General features: G+C 44.8%; 15 protein-coding genes. 12 read left to right on the top strand and 3 right to left on the bottom strand.

Annotation, left to right across the window (positions count from 1 at the left end):
• The first annotated feature begins 296 nt into the window (after positions 1 to 296).
• Both pnuC and D2V93_RS07390 read left to right on the top strand, forming a co-directional pair.
• Positions 297 to 905, top strand: coding sequence for a nicotinamide riboside transporter PnuC (gene pnuC / locus D2V93_RS07395; protein ID WP_119618990.1), 609 nt, complete (start codon positions 297 to 299; stop codon positions 903 to 905).
• Positions 892 to 1,917 carry an acyl-CoA dehydrogenase family protein gene (locus tag D2V93_RS07390; RefSeq protein WP_119618989.1) on the top strand — a complete coding sequence of 342 codons (1,026 nt, stop codon included), beginning with the start codon at positions 892 to 894 and terminating at the stop codon, positions 1,915 to 1,917. Before pnuC ends, D2V93_RS07390 begins: the two co-directional genes overlap by 14 nt.
• 154 nt (positions 1,918 to 2,071) lie before the next feature.
• Here D2V93_RS07390 and D2V93_RS07385 read toward each other — a convergent pair whose 3' ends face one another.
• Entirely contained in the window at positions 2,072 to 2,926 is an 855-nt protein-coding gene (locus tag D2V93_RS07385; RefSeq protein WP_119618988.1) for a MurR/RpiR family transcriptional regulator, read from the bottom strand.
• Positions 2,927 to 3,177: 251 nt separating this feature from the next.
• Between D2V93_RS07385 and D2V93_RS07380 the strand changes: the two genes are divergently transcribed.
• From D2V93_RS07380 to D2V93_RS07335, 10 genes are all read left to right on the top strand, one after another.
• Positions 3,178 to 4,377 carry an FAD-dependent oxidoreductase gene (locus D2V93_RS07380; protein WP_119618987.1) on the top strand — a complete coding sequence of 400 codons (1,200 nt, stop codon included), beginning with the start codon at positions 3,178 to 3,180 and terminating at the stop codon, positions 4,375 to 4,377.
• Between the two features lie 49 nt (positions 4,378 to 4,426).
• Positions 4,427 to 4,981 (top strand): RNA polymerase sigma factor, encoded by a 555-nt coding sequence (locus D2V93_RS07375; RefSeq protein WP_072880024.1) that lies wholly within the window; start codon positions 4,427 to 4,429, stop codon positions 4,979 to 4,981.
• Between the two features lie 148 nt (positions 4,982 to 5,129).
• Positions 5,130 to 6,308: a FecR family protein gene (locus D2V93_RS07370; protein WP_119618986.1), complete on the top strand. Its 1,179-nt coding sequence runs from the start codon at positions 5,130 to 5,132 to the stop codon at positions 6,306 to 6,308.
• A gap of 66 nt (positions 6,309 to 6,374) precedes the next feature.
• On the top strand, positions 6,375 to 9,899 hold the full coding sequence (locus tag D2V93_RS07365; protein ID WP_072880020.1) for a TonB-dependent receptor: 3,525 nt from the start codon (positions 6,375 to 6,377) through the stop codon (positions 9,897 to 9,899).
• A 17-nt stretch (positions 9,900 to 9,916) separates the two neighbouring features.
• Positions 9,917 to 11,296, top strand: coding sequence for a RagB/SusD family nutrient uptake outer membrane protein (locus D2V93_RS07360; RefSeq protein ID WP_072880018.1), 1,380 nt, complete (start codon positions 9,917 to 9,919; stop codon positions 11,294 to 11,296).
• Positions 11,297 to 11,496: 200 nt separating this feature from the next.
• On the top strand, positions 11,497 to 12,384 hold the full coding sequence (locus D2V93_RS07355) for a PIG-L deacetylase family protein (protein ID WP_072880454.1): 888 nt from the start codon (positions 11,497 to 11,499) through the stop codon (positions 12,382 to 12,384).
• Positions 12,385 to 12,445: 61 nt separating this feature from the next.
• The gene (locus D2V93_RS07350) at positions 12,446 to 13,708 is read left to right on the top strand and encodes an MFS transporter (RefSeq protein WP_119618985.1); all 1,263 of its coding nucleotides are present in this window, start codon (positions 12,446 to 12,448) and stop codon (positions 13,706 to 13,708) included.
• Positions 13,709 to 13,712: 4 nt separating this feature from the next.
• Positions 13,713 to 14,549, top strand: coding sequence for an ROK family protein (locus D2V93_RS07345; protein WP_119618984.1), 837 nt, complete (start codon positions 13,713 to 13,715; stop codon positions 14,547 to 14,549).
• 19 nt (positions 14,550 to 14,568) lie between these two features.
• The gene (locus D2V93_RS07340) at positions 14,569 to 17,220 is read left to right on the top strand and encodes an exo-rhamnogalacturonan lyase family protein (protein ID WP_182849961.1); all 2,652 of its coding nucleotides are present in this window, start codon (positions 14,569 to 14,571) and stop codon (positions 17,218 to 17,220) included.
• A gap of 88 nt (positions 17,221 to 17,308) precedes the next feature.
• Positions 17,309 to 18,742, top strand: a complete 1,434-nt coding sequence (locus D2V93_RS07335) for an SLC13 family permease (protein WP_119618983.1) — start codon at positions 17,309 to 17,311, stop codon at positions 18,740 to 18,742.
• A gap of 145 nt (positions 18,743 to 18,887) precedes the next feature.
• Here D2V93_RS07335 and D2V93_RS07330 read toward each other — a convergent pair whose 3' ends face one another.
• Positions 18,888 to 19,301 carry a response regulator gene (locus D2V93_RS07330; protein WP_072880010.1) on the bottom strand — a complete coding sequence of 138 codons (414 nt, stop codon included), beginning with the start codon at positions 19,299 to 19,301 and terminating at the stop codon, positions 18,888 to 18,890.
• Complete coding sequence (locus tag D2V93_RS07325) at positions 19,298 to 21,139, bottom strand: sensor histidine kinase (protein WP_182849960.1); 1,842 nt, start codon at positions 21,137 to 21,139, stop codon at positions 19,298 to 19,300. The genes D2V93_RS07330 and D2V93_RS07325 overlap by 4 nt, the downstream gene beginning before the upstream one ends.
• Between the last annotated feature and the right edge of the window lie 6 nt (positions 21,140 to 21,145).

Below are 21,145 nucleotides of genomic sequence, written 5' to 3'. Positions count from 1 at the left end.
TTTTTTATAAACCATTTTAACCAAAGCTTTTGGTTTTGATCTACACTTTAAAGAACCATTTGGGTTTCCCGATCTTTCAAATAGAGGGGGATGGTTTTTTAGAATCGGAACAAATCCATACTTTTGACAATCCATGGGGTGTCCTGTTAAAACAGGGCTGAGATCATACCCGGAAGTTGACCACTTCACACCTGATCCAGATAATACTGGCGTAGGGAATTTGGCAAGGCTGTTTTGGTCTGAGTTCCATTTTGGGTATCCCATAAATTTGTAAAAACCCTCGGGGCCCGATAAAAATGGATTTTTTTTCACAATTGACCGTATTGCAATGGCTTGGAACGGCCTTTGGCGTGGTTCAAGTACTCTTGGCCCGTCAAAACAATATCCACAATTATCTTTTTGGGATCATTGCTATTCTGATCAGTATCTGGGTGCTGTACCATTCCCGGTTGTACGCCGATATTTTGCTCAATCTTTATTATTTGGTCATGAGTATATATGGGTGGTTCTATTGGAAAATGGGAAAACAGAAACAAGAATCCCCCATTGCCTACGCCACCAAGAAAGAGCATGGTATTGCGATAGGGATAGTGTTGGGCTGCTTTGTCCTTATGGCCTACTGGTTGGCCGGACATACAGATTCCGACGTCCCTTATTGGGATGCCGTGGTCTGTGCTTTTGCCTGGGCCGGTATGTGGTTGATGGCCAAGCGAAAGATAGAAAACTGGATCTATCTGAACATCAGTAACCTTATATCCGTCCCACTTTTGATCTACAAGGAACTCTATGTCTATGCAGGGTTGACCACCTTCCTGTTTTTAGTGGCGATATCAGGATACATCAAATGGAAAAAGATTTTGGAGAGGAAAAAACAAGAGGATGGTCGGGGATATGCAAAAACTTAGAGGACTTTGTTTGGGGCAAGAAGAGTTCCCGCAACAGATCATCGATTGGATCGAACAAAACAACCTTTGGAACCTATGGGTGCCCAAGGCTTATGGGGGATTGGAACTGTCATTGCCTGAAGGATTGAAAAAGCTGAGGTCTCTTGCCCAGATAGATGGTAGTCTTGGGTGGACAGTGACCTTGTGCGGTGGGGCGAACTTCTTTATTGGGAATCTGGAGGGCAAAGTGGCCAGTGAAATCTTTGGTGATCAGGAAAGAACGGTATGCTTTGGAGGCAGTGGGGGTGTTTTTGGGGTTGCCGATAAATTTGGGGATGGCTATACCATCACAGGAACGTGGAAATATGCCACTGGGGCACCGTACCTGACCCACTTTACCTTGAATGCAAAGATCCAAGAAGGAGGAAAGGACCTACTTCTGGATAATGGCGATCCAATGATTCGATCTTTTGTCCTAAAAAGAGAAGATGTTAGGGTAGTCAAGGACTGGGATGCCATGGGACTGAAAGCTACAGCAACACATTCCTTCGAGGTCAAGTCCAAATGGGTCCATGGAAAATATAGCTTTATGTATAACGACCTGCATCTTCCCCATTCCATTTTCAAAATACCATTTTCTGTGTTTGCCGATTTGACATTGTGGGTCAATTACATGGGTATGGCCGCATATATTTTGGAGGAGGCCCAAAAACTATCGATTCCAGATGTACCCTTGGACAAGCTGCTTGCTACGATTACAAGCGCCGACCAAAGTGCGATGGGATTTGCAACCCATGTGCAAACCTTGGTTGATAGTGATGGGGAGGTGCCGGAATCCTTAGTGGCCAAAATACATGAAGAAGCTTCGAATGTTGTGGAGTCCCTTTCCCATGAGATCATAGCGTTGTATCCGTTTTTGGGTATCCGGGCGGCTAGGGAGGACCATCCATTGAACCAGGGATTCAGGGACTATTTTACGGCAACGCAACACCATATTTTCAGTAAATTGGGGAGAAGAGACAGAGGTAGGTGATAATTCTGACGTTCCGATCATTACAATTGAAGGCTAAAAACGGCGAAAAATGATTCGGCTAACACCAAATCATATCTAAAAAACATTGACATCAAAAGAGAAATGGTTCCCAAACAATTTCATCCTGCCCTAGAGCGATAATTGGGCCATCATTTTAAGTTTTATAGATGTTTTGCTTTTCGGACATGTCCCTGAAAAACTTGAACCGCGCGACGGTCTCTTCTTTAAGAATGTTCGCCATGCTATAAAAAATGGCATTTACCACACTGTATGCCCCGACCATTCCACCAAAGTAAAAACTATGGGAACTATTGATCAAAATGGAAAGGTCGCTATGTTCCAACAATGGGGAGAGATTACTGTCCACAATTGCCACAGTGGTCGCATTTCTTTCCTTGGCAAACTTTAGGGCATCGATGGTCTGGTTCTGACATTTGTCCAAGCAAATACCCACCACCACATCTTTTTCACTGAAATGATCCATGTTCAAGAAAAGTTCACCATGGTATTCGGTACTGGCATGGATTTGGGGTACCGCAGACCTACAGATACGTTCCATATATCTGGCAACCAAACCAATATGTGCCAGCCCAACAATGTAAGTGTGATTGGAACCGATTATGGCCCGCGCAATTTTTTCCATGACATTAAACTCCATGGACTCATAGGTTTTCTGTAGCATCATGATGTCACCCAAAATAGCATCTTGGGCCACTTTTTGGGGATTGCCCTGGGATTTGACTTCCTGGATCATTCCTGTAAATACCGAATCTACCCTAGTGAGCTGCACTTCTTGCTTCAAGAGCTCCCTCAATTCAAAAAAACCATTAAGCCCCACGGCTTTACAGGCCTTTACGACCGTAGCTGGGTTGACGCCCAAATGATCGGCAAATTCTTTCATACGCATCAAGACCACCTTATCTGGAAAATCCAAGGCAAATTGTATGACCAGTTTTCTTTTACCGGAAAGCTTCGAAATGCAGATATCCTTGATTTTCTGTATACTCATAATTAGCAAGTTAGTCAAATGAATTGATGTTGAAGATTAAAAAGCAATATTAATAATGCTTTCTTGTAAAAAACAATTATAGTGATGTCAATTAAAGTTTTTTTTATAATTTGTTGAATATTTATTCATGCGGGGACATAATTGTCATTGGTTAAAAGATAGTTGCAAAGCATACAAACTAAGGAATATGCCTGTGTTTATCTATTGTGATGGTTGTGGATTGAAATTGTTCAAATCCAAAATGGAGAGCCATGAAAAAGTATGACGTTCTTGTTATAGGAGGCGGAATATTTGGTGTTACCGCAGCCGTGGAACTGGCCAAACGAAAATATAAGGTGGGATTGTTGAATCCGGACACATTGCCGCACCACATGGCAGCATCGACAGATGTTACCAAGGCGGTACGTATGGAGTATGGATCGGACCGGGAATATTTTAAGATGGCCGAACGGTCCATCCAACTTTGGCGGGAGTGGAACAATGTCTTCGGGAAGGAACTCTACCACGAAGTGGGTTTTTTGATGCTTTGCAGAAAATCCATTGAAAGTGGGGAGCAAAGCTTTGAAAAGTTTAGCTATAGGGAATTGTTGCGCAACGGGTATGAGGTAGAGCAATTACCACCATCGGAAATCCGAAAAAGATTTCCTGCGATAAATGCACAAACATATTCAGAGGCCATCTATAACCCGATAGGGGGATACGCAAATGCAACACTAACGCTAACGACCTTGATGGCCCATGCAAGGGAACTTGGTGTACATGTCCATGAAGGGCAGACAGTGAACAGGATTGATACCGACACCGGTATGGTGAAAGGGGTTGGGACGATGGAGAATGAAAAATATGCTGCAGACCGCGTATTGGTGGCGGCTGGTCCCCATACCCCGGTATTGATGCCAGAACTGCGGCCCTATATGAAATCCACAGGGCACCCTGTTTTCTGGTTGAGGCCGAATGACACGAAAAAATTTAGTGGGGATAACTTTCCGGTTTTTACGGCAGATATTTCCAATACAGGATGGTATGGATTCCCTTACTTGGAAGAACAGGGGATTGTGAAGCTTGCCAAGCATTCAAATGGTAGCGAGATAGACCCGGAAAAGGGGGACAGACGGGTTTCCGATGCAGAGGTAGAGGAGATGAGGTCTTTTGTGAAGGAATCCTTTCCCGGGTTGGCAAATGCACCATTGGTGTATACCCGTAGGTGTTTATACACGGATACATTGGATGGGCATTTCTGGATAGATAACCATCCAACTATAAAAGGACTGTCCGTGAGTTCGGGAGGAAGTGGACACGGATTGAAGATGGCCCCGCTATTGGGCCCGATGGCTGCAGATATCGTGGAAGGGAAAACCCATGAATTTTCCAGTAGGTACAGGTGGAGGCATCTTACCAAGGATACGGTTCAAGTGGAAGAAGCAAGATATGTGATAGACCGTAAAATTTAAGAATATACGTTATTGCCTAGATCAAGACTGGCCAACCTTTAAAAATAACATGGACCAAAAGAGCTATCATAACGAAAATTACCTCGTTGAGCAGCTAAGAAAAGGCTCAGAGGAAGCCTATGGCCATTTGTTCAAGCAATACCATCGGGAACTGTGTAATTACATAGCTGCCATTTCAGGGGATATGCGGGTGTCGGAAGATGTTGTGCAACAGGCCTTTATAAAGATGTGGTCCAACCGGGAAAAGCTCTTTATCAAGGAGAACAGCCTCAAAAAATACCTCTTCAAGATAGCCTACAATTTATTTTTGGACAGCAAAAGAAAAGAAAAAAAGGAGTTTCAACTCTTGGAGAGCTTGAAACAGGAAGCTTATCTTGGGTTGATGGAAACCGATACTTCCCTTTTTGAGGAACGGCTCAAGAAAGTAGAGGCAGAAATAGAAAATTTACCTGAGCAGTGTAAAATGGTATTTATCCTGAGCAAAAAGGAAGGTCTTAAATACAAAGAAATTTCCGAGAAACTCCATATTTCCATAAAAACAGTTGAGGTGCATATGGCCAAAGCACTAAAACGGCTAAAGGCACAACTCTCCCTATTTTTCTAGGCCTACACCCATGATTTCCATTTGTACTTCTTCTATCCTTTTTAAGGATAAATGGGCATTTCTATATTTTAAATGTTAAAATTTTACGATAGGGTAAGGGTTTTTTTTAAAACATGCGTCTGTTTAGTAAAGAGACAACATATATCCAATGACCAGACTCGATATCAGGAGGATTATTACCAAGTACATCAACCAAGAGGCGACCCCTGAGGAAATGACCATTTTATATGAATGGGTCAAGAAAGGGAACAACCAAGAGGTCTTTAAAAAATTAGTGCAGGCTGACTTTCTTATCAATTATCAAAACCGTTCATGGGAAACGGAAGAGGCTTTCAAACAATTCTTGGAAACCATCAAGGAAAAGGAAAGCAGGAAGGTCCGCACCTTGTACATGGGCAGACAGGTCTTGAAATATGCTGCCGCTATTGTTATACTCGTCGCATCTGCAGCCTATTTTATCCTACAAAAAAATTCGCCATCAGTTTTGGAGCCCCGATTGGATTCCGATCAAATAACCCTTCAGTTGGATAATGGGGAAATCATCAGTTTTGATCCCGATAGCGACGCAACTGTCAAGAGCAAAAGTGGAAAAACGGTAGTTTCATTGGTAAAAGGGGTATTGTCCCAGAATGCCGAGGCCGATACCAAGGGCAAGGTGAAAAAAAACGTCCTTAGGGTACCATTTGGTAAAAGTCTTTCCCTGACCCTGCAGGATGGTTCGGTGGTAAGGCTCAACTCTGGGTCCACCCTAACCTACCCATCTTCATTTGTAGGGATGGACAAAAGAGAGGTACAATTGGAGGGAGAGGCATTTTTTGAGGTGGCGAAGAACCCAGAGCAACCATTCATAGTAGGCACTAAGAACATGTACACCCAAGTTTTTGGTACCGTGTTTAATATTTCGGCTTATGATGAGGATAACATTTCTGAAGTTGTTCTCGTGGAAGGGTCGGTTGGGATCGGTTCCACAGAACATACCGTGGCCGGAAGTTTACAGATGCTAAAACCTTCCCAGAGGGCATCGAACAAGGAAGGGAGCGGAGATCGGTTCGTCATTGAGGATGTGGATGTGACCCCATATATTTCTTGGACCCAGGGCGTATTGTCGTTCGAGAACGAGGAAATGTCGGAAATCATTAAAAGACTTCAACGACAGTTCAATATCAAGATTGTCAACAAGCATGAAAAGCTCGGGGAGCGGAGGTTCACCGGGATGTTCGATGAGGAAGACCTTGATCGCATTCTACGGACCATACAGGCCCATACCCATTTTAGCTATTCCAAAGAAGGGAACACGATAACTATTACAGAACCCGAAAAACAGTGATGCCTATGATGTGAAACTTTAAAAACCAAAAAAAAACAAATACTAACTGACTAGACTAAAATAATCATGAAAGAAAACCAAACTATATGTGCCTGGGCTAAAAAGCTCAGTAAGAATGTATTGTGCTGTTTGTCCTTGCTACTTTTTTTCAGTTTTGGCAACGCCACCAATTGTGCACAGGACGATGTCGTCACCATGAGCTTTGAAAACCAACAAGTTGGGGACATCTTTGAGACCATTACAAAATCCACCGGATACAAGTTTTTTTATGAGGCTTCTGAAGTGGACCTTACTAGAAAGGTCACCATTTTTCATAAAAATTTGTGCATTGAGGATTTTTTGAAACAACTTTTTAAAGGTTCAGGATTGAGCTATGAGGTAATCGCAAGGCAGATTGTCATCAAAAAGGTTGGAGAACCCACCCTCCCTTCATTGGTGCCCCAAAAGAAAATTGAGATCCAAGACCCCCAATCGATGCTTACAGGTACGGTTGTGGACGAAAATGGGGTCCCGTTGCCAGGGGCAAGCATCATTGCCAAAGGAACCACAGTGGGGACAACTACCGATTTTGATGGGAAGTTCGAACTCTCATTGCCTTCTGGGACCACCGTTATACAGGTAACCTACATTGGCTATAAGCCCAAAGAAGTCAGTGTTGCCGGTCTAACTACCGTAACTGTTAGGATGGAGCCTGATGCAGCCGCTTTGGAAGAAGTGGTAGTTGTGGGGTATGGTACACTCGCAAAAACAAAAGTAACGGGTTCCGTAGTTTCCATCCAACCGGAAACCATAGTAAACGTTCCTACGATTACACCAGAAGGAGCACTTATTGGACAAGTGGCAGGTGTGCAGGTCCAGGAAGTTTCAGGTGAACCGGGAGCGGCCCCCAATATTAGGATCAGGGGTTCAGGTTCCATTTCCGCTGGTAACGATCCATTGTTCGTAGTGGATGGAATACCAATTTCCCGAAACCTTACATCATCCAGCCAATTGGGTTCCTTGTCCAATCAGTCACAGGCATTTCAACCGCCGACCATCAACCCATTGGGAACCCTTAACCCGAACGATATTGAATCCATGCAGGTATTGAAAGATGCCAGCGCCGCCGCAATTTATGGATCTAGAGGTGGTAACGGGGTATTGCTCATCACCACAAAAAAAGGTTCAAGTACCGAAGAAGGAGTCTTCTCTTTTGATTCCTACGTGAGCATCCAATCGGTGGCCAACAAGATAGACCTAATGAATGCCGCTGAACTTATCGATTATACAAGGGATGCCAGGAACAACAATTATTTGGTGGATATCCCAGGAGCTTCGGTCGATGATCCCATAGGACCTGGTGATCGTGGGAATACAAATTATGAAATGCCTGCATCCTATGTGAACTGGGATGGTACCGATACGGATTGGCAAGATTTGATTTTTAAGACAGGAGTCGTCCAGAGCTATAACTTCTCCTATGCATCCCCGATCAGGAACAAGACAAGTTTCTATACTTCCGCAGGGTATTTCTCCCAAAACGGAATCATAGAAAAATCAAAATTTGAAAGGTATTCTGTGCTGATGAACCTCAACTCCCAATTGACCGAGAAGTTGAACCTAGATCTAAGGTTGGCCCCTACAGTGACCGAAAACCAAAGGGTGCCTGCAAATTCACCATACTTTGCGACCCCTCCAGGAATTGTATACTCGGCCATAGTGCATTCCCCGGTGGTGAAACCTTACAATGCGGATGGAACCATCAATCAGTTGGACAACCAATCCCACTTGGCAGGAGGAACCACCACGGCCAGTAACCCCTTGGCGATCATAGAGGGAGTGGACGATCAGATATTCCAATTTCAGAACAGGGGAACCCTTGGTTTGACCTACGATATCCTACCCGATCTGAGCTTTAAAACCTTGGGAGGTGTTTACATCAACTTGTTCAACCAAGATTTTTACCGGGCCAATACATTGTTGCTGCGTAACTCCACTGTAGGAAATCCTTATGGGCAGGCATCTACGTCTACCGAGACCAACTGGTTGTGGGAGAATACATTGAGTTGGAAAAAGGAAATCGGGGACCACTACGTGGATGCCGTTTTGGGATATACCGCCCAAAAGGACAATGTAAGACTGGAAAGGGTTGTGGCCAATAACTATCCCGATGATCTGGTGACCACCATTAGCGGTGGACAGGTATATGCCGGAACATCAGTGAAGGAACAATGGTCCTTACTCTCTTCGCTGTTCAGGGTCAACTATAGTTTTAAGGACAAATACCTCTTTACAGGAACCATCCGTTCCGATAAATCTTCCCGTTTTGGTAAGAACAACCAAACTGGATATTTCCCTTCATTCTCAGTTGGGTGGAGATTGAACGAGGAATCTTTCCTATCCTCTTCGGAGACCATCTCCGAATTGAAACTTAGAATGAGTTGGGGGCAGACAGGTAACTTTGAGATACCAAATTATGGAGCTGTAGGTCTATTGTCCCCACAGAACTATAACCTGGCCGGCAATGAGGTCAACGGAATCATCCAGTCCACCATTCCAAACCCCAATTTGACTTGGGAAAAATCCGAGCAAGTGGATGTGGGTCTGGAGTTGGGACTCTTCAACAACAGGGTGTTCCTGTTGGCGGACTACTATGACACCAAAACCAGGGATCTCTTGCTGAACGTGGCCATTTCATCCGTATCTGGCTTTGAGACCACTTTGAGAAATCTTGGTAAGGTCCAGAACAAAGGTTTTGAAATTGCTTTGAGCACCAAAAACTTTGTGGGCGATTTCAGCTGGGATACCGATATCAACTTCTCTACCAACAAAAATGAAGTGCTAGCACTCAATGAGGGCAATGAACCCATATATTCCACAGGTAGTGCGGGTATCCGCCACGTAACAAGGGTAGGGGACCCTATAGGCAGCTACTACGGTTATGTTGTGGAAGGTATTTATCAGACTCAAGAGGAAATTGATAATGCTCCAGTCGATACTCAGGCTCCCAATCCCGGCCCAGGGGACTTCAAGTTCAAGGATGTAGACGGTGATGGTCAGATTACCCCAGATGATAGGACCGTTACGGGAAGTTATTTTCCAGACTTTACTTGGGGTATCAACAACAGGCTAAGTTTTAAGGGCGTTGATTTCGGTTTCTTGATACAAGGGGTCGAGGGCAATGAGATACTCAACCTTACCGGAAGGCACTTGTTGAATGGAGAGGCCAACTTTAACTCATATGCAGCGTTCAATGATCGTTGGCGATCGGCCTCCGACCCAGGAAATGGGTGGGTTCCAAGAGCGGACAGGGGAACTGGTAACCACGGTAACAACCAAAGACCATCATCTTTTCAGGTTGAGGATGGGTCCTATATCCGTTTGAGAAATGTTACACTAGGGTACACTTTGCCGACCGATAATCTGTTCGGCAACAAGATCCAAAAACTACGTTTCTACATCACCGGTACCAACTTGTTTACCATTACAGACTATATGGGCTACAACCCTGAGGTTAGTAGCATTACAACCAATAGTTTGACTCCGGGAGAAGATTATGGCGCTTTTCCATTGACCAAGTCCTTTACAATGGGAGTAAACCTAAAGTTCTAACCTAAAAACGGAAAAAAATGAAACGAATTCTATATATAATGCTATGTACGGTACTATTTACCGGATGTAGCGAAGATTTTACCGATCTCGCACCGATCTCTAACAGAAACGAGGCCGATTTCTATAAATCCGCGGATGATTTCGAAGTGGCCATCAATGCCAGTTATAGGGGATTGCAGAGTACAGGCATTTACGGACGGGGCTATTGGACCATGTTCGAGATGAGGAGCGATAACACCGATCAAGGACCTGATGCAACAGGTCTTGCACGACAGTACACCGAAATCAATGCTTTCACGGAGGATGCCTTGAACGAACAGGTATCAACGGCCTGGAGTGAATCCTACAAGGTAATTGCAAATTGCAATGTCATATTGGAACGCATTTCTTCTGTTGAAATGGATGCGTCCACTCGGGACCGAATTGCTGGAGAAGCCCTTTTTATCCGTTCCCTGATGTACTATCACCTGGCCATTGCCTTTGGGAATGTACCATTGCAGTTGGAGCCCTATGTGGCCGGCGACGAATTGGTCCAGGTCTCGGAAACTGTTATCTTGGAACAAATGGTGACCGACCTGGAAACGGCGGAAGGTTACCTCCCCGTTTCATATCCTTCCAGCAGCGTTGGCAAAGCCACAAAAGGGGCAGCGGCCACATTGCTGGCCAAGGTGCAGCTTACTTTGGGGAACAATACCGCCGCAGAGACCGTGTTGCGTAGGATCATCTCAAGTTACGGATATGATTTGGTGCCTGAATATGCAGATCTGTGGGGTGTGGACAACGAGAACAATGAAGAATCCATATTCGAGGTACAGTTCATGAGCGGTGGAATAGGCCAAGGAAGTCTGTTCACCAATGACTTTTCCCCAAGTTCCGCTTTGCAGGCAGGTGCAGGGTACGGAAGGAACAGGCCAACGGTGTCCATGCAAGAAGCTTATGAGGATGGAGATTCCAGGTATGATGCCTCCATGGGAGATTCTTATATAAACTTGGATGCTGAAGTGGTAGAGGCATTGTACATCAAGAAATACCAAGCGGACATAGCCATAGAAAATGATTCGGACATCAACTTTGTGGTCTTTAGGTATGCCGATGTGCTGCTGATGTTGGCCGAGGCTCTGGGTGAGACCGATGAAAGCTATGACTTGATCAATGAAGTCAGGGAAAGGGCAGATTTGGGAGAGATAAATGCGGCCACACCAGGCACATTCGAAGAGAAACTGCTCCATGAAAGAAGGGTGGAACTCGCCTTTGAAAACCACAGATGGGCCGATTTGAGACGTTTCAATGCCATCAACAAGGTGATTGAAGCAGAACCGGTCATTACAGGAACCCGTGAATATTTCTTTATTCCGCAACGCGAGATGGATATCAATCCAAATTTTACGCAGAATTAGGATTTAAAAGATTGGAAGTTAGCGTTTTCTATATATTGAGTTAGTTTGATTGATAGCCCCAACCATGGATTGCCTACTTATGGTTCTATGGTCCCAACTCAATTGGAGGATGCAGCATTTTTTAATATGAAAGTTGCTTGGAAAGAAGTGACCTGGGATTTGATTGCAATAAAATAATAAACCAAATACAGATAAAGACAATGAGAAAATTGACAATGGCAATATGCCTGTGCTTTGCCTTCGTGGTAATGCAAGCACAAGAAAAAAAAGTGTTGAACATCATAGCCATTGGGGCGCACCCCGATGATTGCGATTCCAAATTTGGAGGTACGGCGGCCCTTTTTGCAAAAATGGGACACAACGTAAAATTCCTTGCATTGACCAACGGTGATGCAGGTCACCAGAGCATGGGAGGCGGACCATTGGCCAAAAAGCGCAGACAAGAGGCCAAGGATGCGGCAAAGGCCTTGGGAATTGCCGAATATGAAGTATTGGACAACCACGACGGGGAATTGTTCCCAACATTGAACGTCCGTTTGGAAGTGATTCGAAGGATTCGTGGTTGGGATGCGGATATCGTTTTGGGACTTAGACCGAACGATTACCACCCAGACCATAGGAATGCAGGATCCGTAGTTCAAGATGCGGCCTACATGAACATTGTGCCCAACGTGGCCCCTGATACCCCTCCTTTGGAGAAAAACCCGGTTTTTCTTTATATGAGCGATCATTTTCAAAAACCCTATCCATTCCAGAAGGACATAGCAGTAATAGTGGATGAAGTCATTGATACCAAAGTTGCCGGATTGGCGGCCCACGATTCGCAAATGTTCGAATGGCTGCCATGGACCGCAGGTACCGATTTGTCGACCATACCCACAGGAAAAGAAGAACGCTTGGCATGGCTCAAGAACAGATGGATGAACAGAAAACCAGATGCAAGCACTTTGGAAGCGGCCAAGAAATGGTATCCGGGCAGGGATATGTCCAAAGTACAACAAGTTGAGTTCTTTGAGATATGTGAGTACGGTAAGCAACCTACAGAAGAAGAGATCAAACAATTGTTCCCTATGTTGGGGAGCAAATAGAACCCAAACCAAGCAAACCAAGCCCAGGAAGAGCATCCAATTAATAACCAACTAACTACCAATGGAGAATAGCAAGCCCACGACCAAGAGATACTATCATATCATTGGGCTGGTAATGCTGGTATTCTTTGTAATATCATTCATTACCAACATACTCAATTCTATTATAGTCGACGTAAAGGACAGTTTTGATCTAAGCCTTACTTTAACGGGCTTACTGCCATTCACTTTCTTTATCGCGTATGGGATCATGTCCATTCCGGCGGGATTCCTCTCCGAGAAGTATAGTGAAAGGACCTTGTTGTCCGTATCGTTCTTGGTCATGGCGCTTGCTTCCCTGGGTTTTGCCCTTGTGCCCCAATACGGCATGTTCAGTATCACACTGTTCACTTTGGGTTGCTGCATGGCCGTTTTGCAGGTCATTATAAACCCAATGCTGAGGGTTGCTGGTGGCGAGGAACACTTTGCGTTCAATTCTGTACTGGCACAGTTGGTGTTCGGTGCAGCTTCATTTTTGAGCCCTTATCTATATAAATATTTGGTGGATAGGGATGGTACTCAAGGAGATGCCATAGCAGAAACATTACGTTCGTGGGTGCCAGAAAACCTGCCATGGGTTTCATTATATATTGTGTTTGCCGCCATATCGGTCTTGCTCTTCATCTATGTTTTTATGACGAGATATCCCAAGTTTGAAAAAACAGCGGATGAGAAGGCAGGGGATGGTAGTTCCTATTGGGACCTCTTGAAAAACAAATGGACCATCTTGTATTTCTTGGGGATCTTTTGTTATGTGGGTACCGAGCAAGGGGTAGGCAATTGGATTTCCCAGTTTTTATACCAATACCATGGGTTGGACCCGCAAACCGTGGGAGCGGACACAGTTTCCTATTTTTGGGCCATGTTGACCGTAGGTTGTCTTTTGGGCCTCGTGCTCTTGAAATTTATGGACAGCCGTAAACTGTTGATATTTGCTACGGCCATAACCATGGTGTTCTTGGTATTGGCCTTGACAGGTTCTTCCCAAATGGCCTTGATCGGGTTTCCGATGGTCGGGTTTTTTATTTCGGTCATGTATTCCATCATTTTTTCATTGGCCCTCAATTCAGTCAAGGAACACCACGGCTCACTTTCGGGGATTCTTTGCACCGGAATTGCTGGTGGGGCGGTCATCCCGTTCATTGTTGGCGGCCTAGGGGAGATGACTACCCTAAGGTCTGGAATGTTCTTTTTGTTGATTCCACTGGCATTCATATTTACCATAGGCTTTTGGGCAAAACCATTGGTCAACAACAAGACCATTAGCCTTAAAAAAGAAAGCTAGTTCCATGCAAAAGGAATTCATAGGGGTTGATATTGGGGGTACCAACATGAAGGCAGGTAAAGTGGTCAATGGATCGGTATTGCAAAGCCATTTGGTGGAGGTTGACCGAAATGACATGGAAGAAGCAACCCTTGATAAACTCTTTGAAATTATAAATAAAGTAATGACCGATTCTGTGGAGGCCATTGGCATTGGAGTCCCGGCAGTGGTGGACCCAGAATCCGGTATTGTGTACGATGTGCAGAACATTCCTGCATGGACCAAAGTGGCCCTGAAGGATTTGGTATATCAAAAGTATAAGGTGCCTGTGTTCATAAACAACGATGCCAATTGTTTTGCACTGGGCGAAAAATACTTCGGAAAGGCGCAAGCATATACCAATTGCGTGGCACTTTCCTTAGGTACGGGACTCGGTATGGGGATTTTAATAGACAACAAGCTGTACAATGGTGTTTTGTGCGGTGCAGGGGAAATAGGCATGCTTCCCTATAAAAATGGTATCATGGAGCATTACACGGGCAGTTTTTTCTTTGAGGAAACATATGGGGAATCTGCCAAAGCACTTTTCAATAAAGCTTTGGAAGAGGATACTGTGGCCCTGGGAGCATTCAACGAATATGGAAAGCACTTGGGAGAGGCCATAAAGGCCATTCTCTACCTGTTTGCGCCCGAGATGATCGTTCTTGGGGGGTCCATCAGCAATGCATACCCATTTTTCAAGGATGCCGTAATGCATTCCCTTGGTTCATTTGCCTATCAAAAACAACTGGAACATTTTAAAATTGAAACATCAGATCTGGTGGATTCACCCATTTTGGGTGCAGCTGCACTATGTCTGTAAAACAAATAACCTTATAAAAATGAGAATAGTTATAACAGTACTGCTCGCATGTTTCTTGCTAAAGTCCTGTGCGAAACCAGAACCTGGCAAACAGGTAAGCATCACCATTGAGAACAACAAAAAAGGCGCACCCGTAACGTTGGGGATCCCTTTTCCCAAAGGGGCACTGTACTCAGTGGACAACCTTCGGTTGTTGACTGCCGATGGCACAGAGATTCCATGCCAGACCACGGAGGTATCCAATTGGGGTCCAATAGATGAGAGCATCAAGTGGGTTTGGGTGTTCTTTTTCTCTGAAGAAGGTTCAGATTATGTGCTGGAGTATGGGGACAGTGTAGCGCCCATGCTTCCAAAGGAAAAGATCATATCCACCAATAACATGAGACCACAAGGTGGGATTGATGTGAACACGGGGCCGCTCTCTTTTTCCATCCATAAGAGGGGCAACGGATTTTTGGATGAGGTATATCTGGATTCCGACCAAGACGGAAAATTTGCGGATAATGAATTAATCGGGTCGTCAAAGGGGGAGAATCGGGGGTCTTTCTTCGATATTTTGGATGATGCTGGGATCGATGCCTCAAAAGCGGTCATCAATGAGGTTTTCAGGGAAAAAGGCTCAGGACCGATGCATTCCATTTTTAGGATAGAGGGGACCTATACCTATAATAGGCCAGACAACAACATATCCCCCTTCTCCATTTGGTTGCACACTTATGCGGGAAAAAGCTATATTAAAGTGCTTCATACCATGACCTATACGGGCATCCCCGACAAACATAAAATTCAGGATGGCCAGCATGCCAACATAGCGACGCAGAACAAAAAGATCTTATCCGAACAAACTGCAGATGATCCGGGATGGACCCAGCCCAATGACCAGATAGCCGGGGTCGGGCTTCAGCTCAAGTACCATTTGGATAATAATGTAAGCGTTTCCATGCCCATGTATGATGGGGATTGGAAGGATGAGGATGCCAAGACCGTCATCGAAAAAGTAACGGTGGGCGGCAGTGAAACTGTCCAATTGTTGCAAAAAGGGCCCGAGGGTAAAAAAAGCCCAAGCCTTAGAAGCCTATATATGAGTGGTTTTAAAAAAGAGGAAGATCAAAAAGATGAAGAACTACAACCAAGCTTTGTGGCCACTGTGGACAAGGCCGGCGACAATGTCGCCCAGGCCCAAAAGGCAAAGGGATGGATAAATGTTTCCGACGGGAAAAGAGGGGTTGGTGTCGGCATAAAGAATTTCTTGAAGGAATATCCCAAAGGGATAGAACTGGACGCTTCCACATCTACGTTGACAGGAAGTATCTGGCCCAAGGAAAATGGCCCAAAAAGTTTTGCTAGGGCAAACACTGAGAGCGATGGCGAAATGTTGGACAATTTTGCCCAGGGCATCACCAAAACAACGGAGTTCATTTATTATTTCCATGACAATGACTCCCCTGAAGGAGTGGGTCAGAAAATGGACTATGTTTTGGATGCTCCCGTGGCACATGCTTCCCCAGAATGGTACACCGGTTCTAAGGTGTATGGCAATATGGCCCCTTTTTCCGAAAAGCATCCAGAGTTTGAAAACGCATTGCAGTACAAGTATCAGTGGTGGACCTATAACCAAGAGAACGAACCATGGTACGGTATATTTGACTACGGTGATGGCAAGACCTATTTCTTCAATGGAAGATGGGTCATGTGGACCAATAACGAGCCCACGACCGATTTCATGCTTTGGACCAATTTTATGCGAACCGGGGATCCCAAATTCTTCAATCTGGCACAGGCCATGAGCAGACATACCATGGATGTGGATAATATCCACTGGCCAAGAAAGCGCACCTATTATGGGGAGATCAATGATGCGATAGATTTTTGGAACTATGAGGACGAACCGGAATCCACCCCTTATCTGGGTATAGGCAGAAGGCATGCAAACGAGCATTGGAATGCCCTTTTGAGTGCACACGTTTGGATCCAGGGATGGATTGCGGATTACTATCTGGCAGCCGACCATCGGGCTCTTGAAGTGGCCAAAATGACCGGAGACACCTATATCAATAGAATTTGGGGGGAACACGACCTAAGGGGAAGAAGACTCTATCTGTCCGTTCTCAATTTGGTCGAACTTTATGATGCCACCAAACTCAAAAAATATAAGGATGAACTGGATGATAGGGTGAACATCATGTTGGAATTGCAAGAGAGACAAGGGGGCAACCTTCTATTGGACAGATATGGATATAGCCAAACCTATGTGGCCCAAGGATTATACAAATACCAACAGATCACAGGGGACGAAAGGGTGAAAAAAGCTCTGGTTAACCACGCAAGATGGGTTCGCGACGTACCCCCATTGAACCACGAAATGGAATCGTACCTAGCAACGATCTATCCATTGCTGATCGGGTATGAGTTCAGTGGAGAAAAAGTATACCTGAATGAGGCACTTGCTAGAGCAGAGGTACTTAAGATTGGTGAACTGCCCAAAAAACCGGAGGAATATGAAAATGCCGTAGCATATAGCGATGATCTGGTCAAAATTTCGAACCTTCCAGAAAGTAAAGGACGCTTTACCAACTGGCAAACCAACCAAGGGCTTCGTGTGTTTGGCTGGACGCATGCCTATAACATTCCCTATTTGTTGTACTGGCTGGACCAGGAGAATATCGACTAAGAACAACGGATTAAAAAAGGGAGCGCCGGTCATGGATTGGGATGCTCCCTTTTTTATTGTGCACATGTACTAAACAACTCGTAATATAATGCTCTATAAACGTTTGGGCTTTGTCCTTGGCCCCTTACTTTTTGTCTTTATTCATTTATTTTTTAAAGGGGAAGGCCTTTCTGATCAAGGAAGGGACCTGCTTGCGGCCACGGTCTGGATAGGTGTTTGGTGGGTCTTGGAGGTGTTGCCCATTGCCGCCACTGCCCTGTTGCCGATTATTCTGTTCCCTTTGTTGGATACGATAAGCCTTGGAGATACCACGGCCAGCTACGGGCATAAATATGTTTTTCTGTATATGGGCGGATTTATGTTGGCAGTGGCCATTGAAAGATGGAATTTGCATAAGCGCATTGCATTGAATATTATAAGGATCATTGGCACCAATATGTACACCATCGTCCTTGGATTTATGGTGGCAACGGCATTCCTTTCCATGTGGATTTCAAATACGGCGACCACTGTGATGGTCATGCCCATGGCAGTATCCATCATCAAACAGTTAAAGGACAACCCCGTAACCCCACAGGACGAGAATGAGATATTCGGCAAGATGCTGATGCTGGCCATTGCTTATTCCGCTTCCATAGGAGGTATTGCCACCTTGATCGGCACACCCCCCAATTTGGTCTTTGCCGGATTTGTTCAAAAAACCTATGGTGTGGATGTCAGTTTTTGGCAGTGGATGAAATTTGGGCTTCCCGTGGCCACCATATTGCTCGTTCTGGCTTGGCTATACCTTACCCGAATTGCCTACCCCTTGAGGCAGGGAAGATTTCCCGGGGGGAAAGAGGAAATAAACCGGCTTCTACATGACCTGGGACCAATGGGAAGGGAAGAAAGGATTGTGCTTGGGATCTTTGTGCTCACGGCCTTTTGTTGGATTACCCGTTCCTTCCTGTTACAACATTTCATACCGGCCATAGACGATACCATGATAGCCATAGCATCTGCAGTGGTACTTTTTGCATTGCCCACCGGAAACGGAAAAGGTTCTATTCTCCGTTGGGAAGAAGCGGTTCAGATTCCTTGGGGCATTATTTTGCTCTTTGGAGGTGGAATGGCCATTGCAAAAGGGTTTGAGGATACAGGGCTGGCAAGTTATATAGGGGCTCAGATGGCTTTTTTTGATGGACTACCATTGTTGGTTTTGTTGTTGTTGGTCATTACCTGCATCAATTTCCTGACAGAGGTCACATCGAATCTGGCCACTACGGCCATGATGCTCCCGGTTCTGGCACCTTTGGCACTTACGCTGGGAATAGATCCCTTTGTATTGATGGTAGCTTGTACTTCTGCGGCATCCTGTGCGTTCATGTTGCCCGTCGCCACTCCACCAAATGCAGTGGTTTTTGGATCGGGATATCTGAGGATACCGGATATGGTGAGATCGGGCTTTTTCATGAACCTTGTTTCCATAGTTGTGGTGGCCCTTTTCATCTACTTTTTTCTGCCGCTGTTATGGGGGCTATAGAGGGCTTGGTTTGTTGGATGCTAAAGGATAGGTTCATGCAGATCCTCGGTAAAAAACGATGCTACTCCCTATTGGTTAAATATAACGGACATTTTTTGTTGGGGATTCCCGTTTTTCCAAATGGGGTAATGGTATTTGGGATCGATTACCATTCACCATTATATACTTCCGTTAAGATTTCGGCCAGTTTGTTTTCAAAAACGGGTTTTACGACATATCCTGTGAGTTCTTCAAATTCTTGTGCCCGTTTAAGATCATTCGGGTCGTTGGATGAAGTGACCAAGAAGATGTTCACATTTTGGTCGGGGAGCTTCGGTTTCATTTTTTTGAACTCGGATAAAAATCCCCATCCATCCATGAACGGCATGTTGATGTCCAATAATATGATCTCGGGCAGCTCAACGGTTTCCTGAATGCACAAAGTAATGTATTCAATGGCCTTTTCACCATCCGTAAAGGTGTTGATCAAAATGTCCTTGGACAGATTGGACAAGATTTTTTTAGTGACAAAGAGGTAGACCTCGTCATCATCCACTAAGAGAATGTTGGGTTTTTTCATGATCTTTTGAATTTGATCTTAAACGTTGTACCTATGTTTTCTGTACTCTCCACCTCGATTGTGGCATCCATGGCCTCAAGTTGGGATTTGGCGATGAACAGTCCCATCCCTTTTCCGGAAACATTACGATGGAACCTTTTATACAACTTGAACAGGTTGTCCCCATGGCGGTTTAAGTCCATGCCAAGTCCATTGTCCCTTATATAGAGTACTTTTCTTTCGTTTTCCCAGCAAGTTTCAAAAATCACGTGCGGGGACACGTCCATTCTTCTGTATTTTATGGCATTGGACAAGAAATTGTGTAAAATACTCTTCATGTAAAACTTTGAACATTTGAGCGTATGCCACGCATCTAGCTTGTAAATGGTTTCGAAATCTTTGCGTTCGTTGTCCAAAAGTGTCTCCGCAAAATCATTTTCGACTTCTTTCAAAAGTAAAAGGAGGTTTACATTTTCGAGATCCAAGTCCTTATTGCTCAAAATGGAGATATAGGTCTGTACATCTTCGGTAAGTGTACTGATGCTGGAGGAAATGGTCTCCAATTTCGGGAACAGCTCTTTAAACGTTTCCTGGTCGCCAGATTTGCTCAGCATATCCACTATGATGGACATGCTGCTCACAGGTGCCTTGAGGTTATGGGCCACCACATAGTTAAAGTCCTCCAACTGCCTATTGCGTAACTGCAACCTTTCATTGGATTGTTTTACTAGCCGGTTGGTGGACTTCAACTTGGCCTGGCTTTCCAATAGAGCCTTGTTCTTTTTTTTCAATTCGTTTATAAAGTTTTTTTTCTCCTTTTGCGTACGTGCGTAACCCAAGGCGATGAGTGCGATCACTATCAGGGTCAGCACATTGAAAAGTATCAGGTTCCTTCTAATGGTCTGCAATTGCTTGCGTATATAGCTAGGTGGGGTTTCCTGGATAATGGCCCAATCGTTTTCCGTTACGACCCTGGTCAAATCCGTATAACGGTTCATGCCGACATTCTTTTCAAACCCGATATCGACATTTTGATATACCCACAGGCTTCCCTTTTCCATAAAAAAAGTATCCTTTTCAAAAATGAGACTCTTCAGTTGCAGTTTCCTCTGGATCGATGAATCCAACTTGCTCATCTTGGCCTGATGGGGAAGGATGCTTTCAGATAGGTTTGTAGTGATCACGTTCCGGTCCTTGTCCACCAAATAAAAATTATCCTCCGAGATCCTGCCCTTCATCAGGCCAAAAACCTTGTTCATGTTAAAATTGGTGACGGCCAGCCCCACTTGGTTCTTGTTGCTATCAAATATCGGGGTCACGCCCCTGATCACGGGTTTGTGCGGAACTTCTATCACACCATGTTCCTTGTTCAGTTCAATTGGCGAAATGTAGACCTGGCCCTTTTGGAGCGATAGTCCCTTCTGGAAATAATCACGGTGCACTTTGTTTTGCAATTCTCCGGCACCCATGGAGTCTTTGTTTACTCTTTCATATCGCAACACTTCGTTCCCGTGTAGGTCCAAGAACCTGAGTTGGTCATACACTTCATCTTTCTGTATGATCCTGATATATTCATTGATGAAGACGGAATCTATAGGTCTTCCCTCTGAGAAAGTTGGGAGAAAGACAGCGTTGGACCAGTAGGAAGTGATATCTATGAGGGATTCACATTGATCGGCCAAATGATAGCTTTTGTTGAGTATGTTCCGTCGCTGTATGAGGGCTATACTGTTAATGAGGTCCTGTTTTTGTAAATATCCCCATGCAAGAGTGAAGATCAGGAGCGGGATATAAAGGGCCAAGGATGTTTTTATGATCCTGTTCCACATACGGATGGGTAGATTTCTAACTGTGCACATTACCAA

This window comes from Flagellimonas taeanensis (assembly GCF_003584105.1).
Classification (GTDB): domain Bacteria; phylum Bacteroidota; class Bacteroidia; order Flavobacteriales; family Flavobacteriaceae; genus Flagellimonas; species Flagellimonas taeanensis.
Note: the sequence above shows the minus strand (reverse complement) of the source record. Positions and strands in the feature narration are given on the sequence as shown.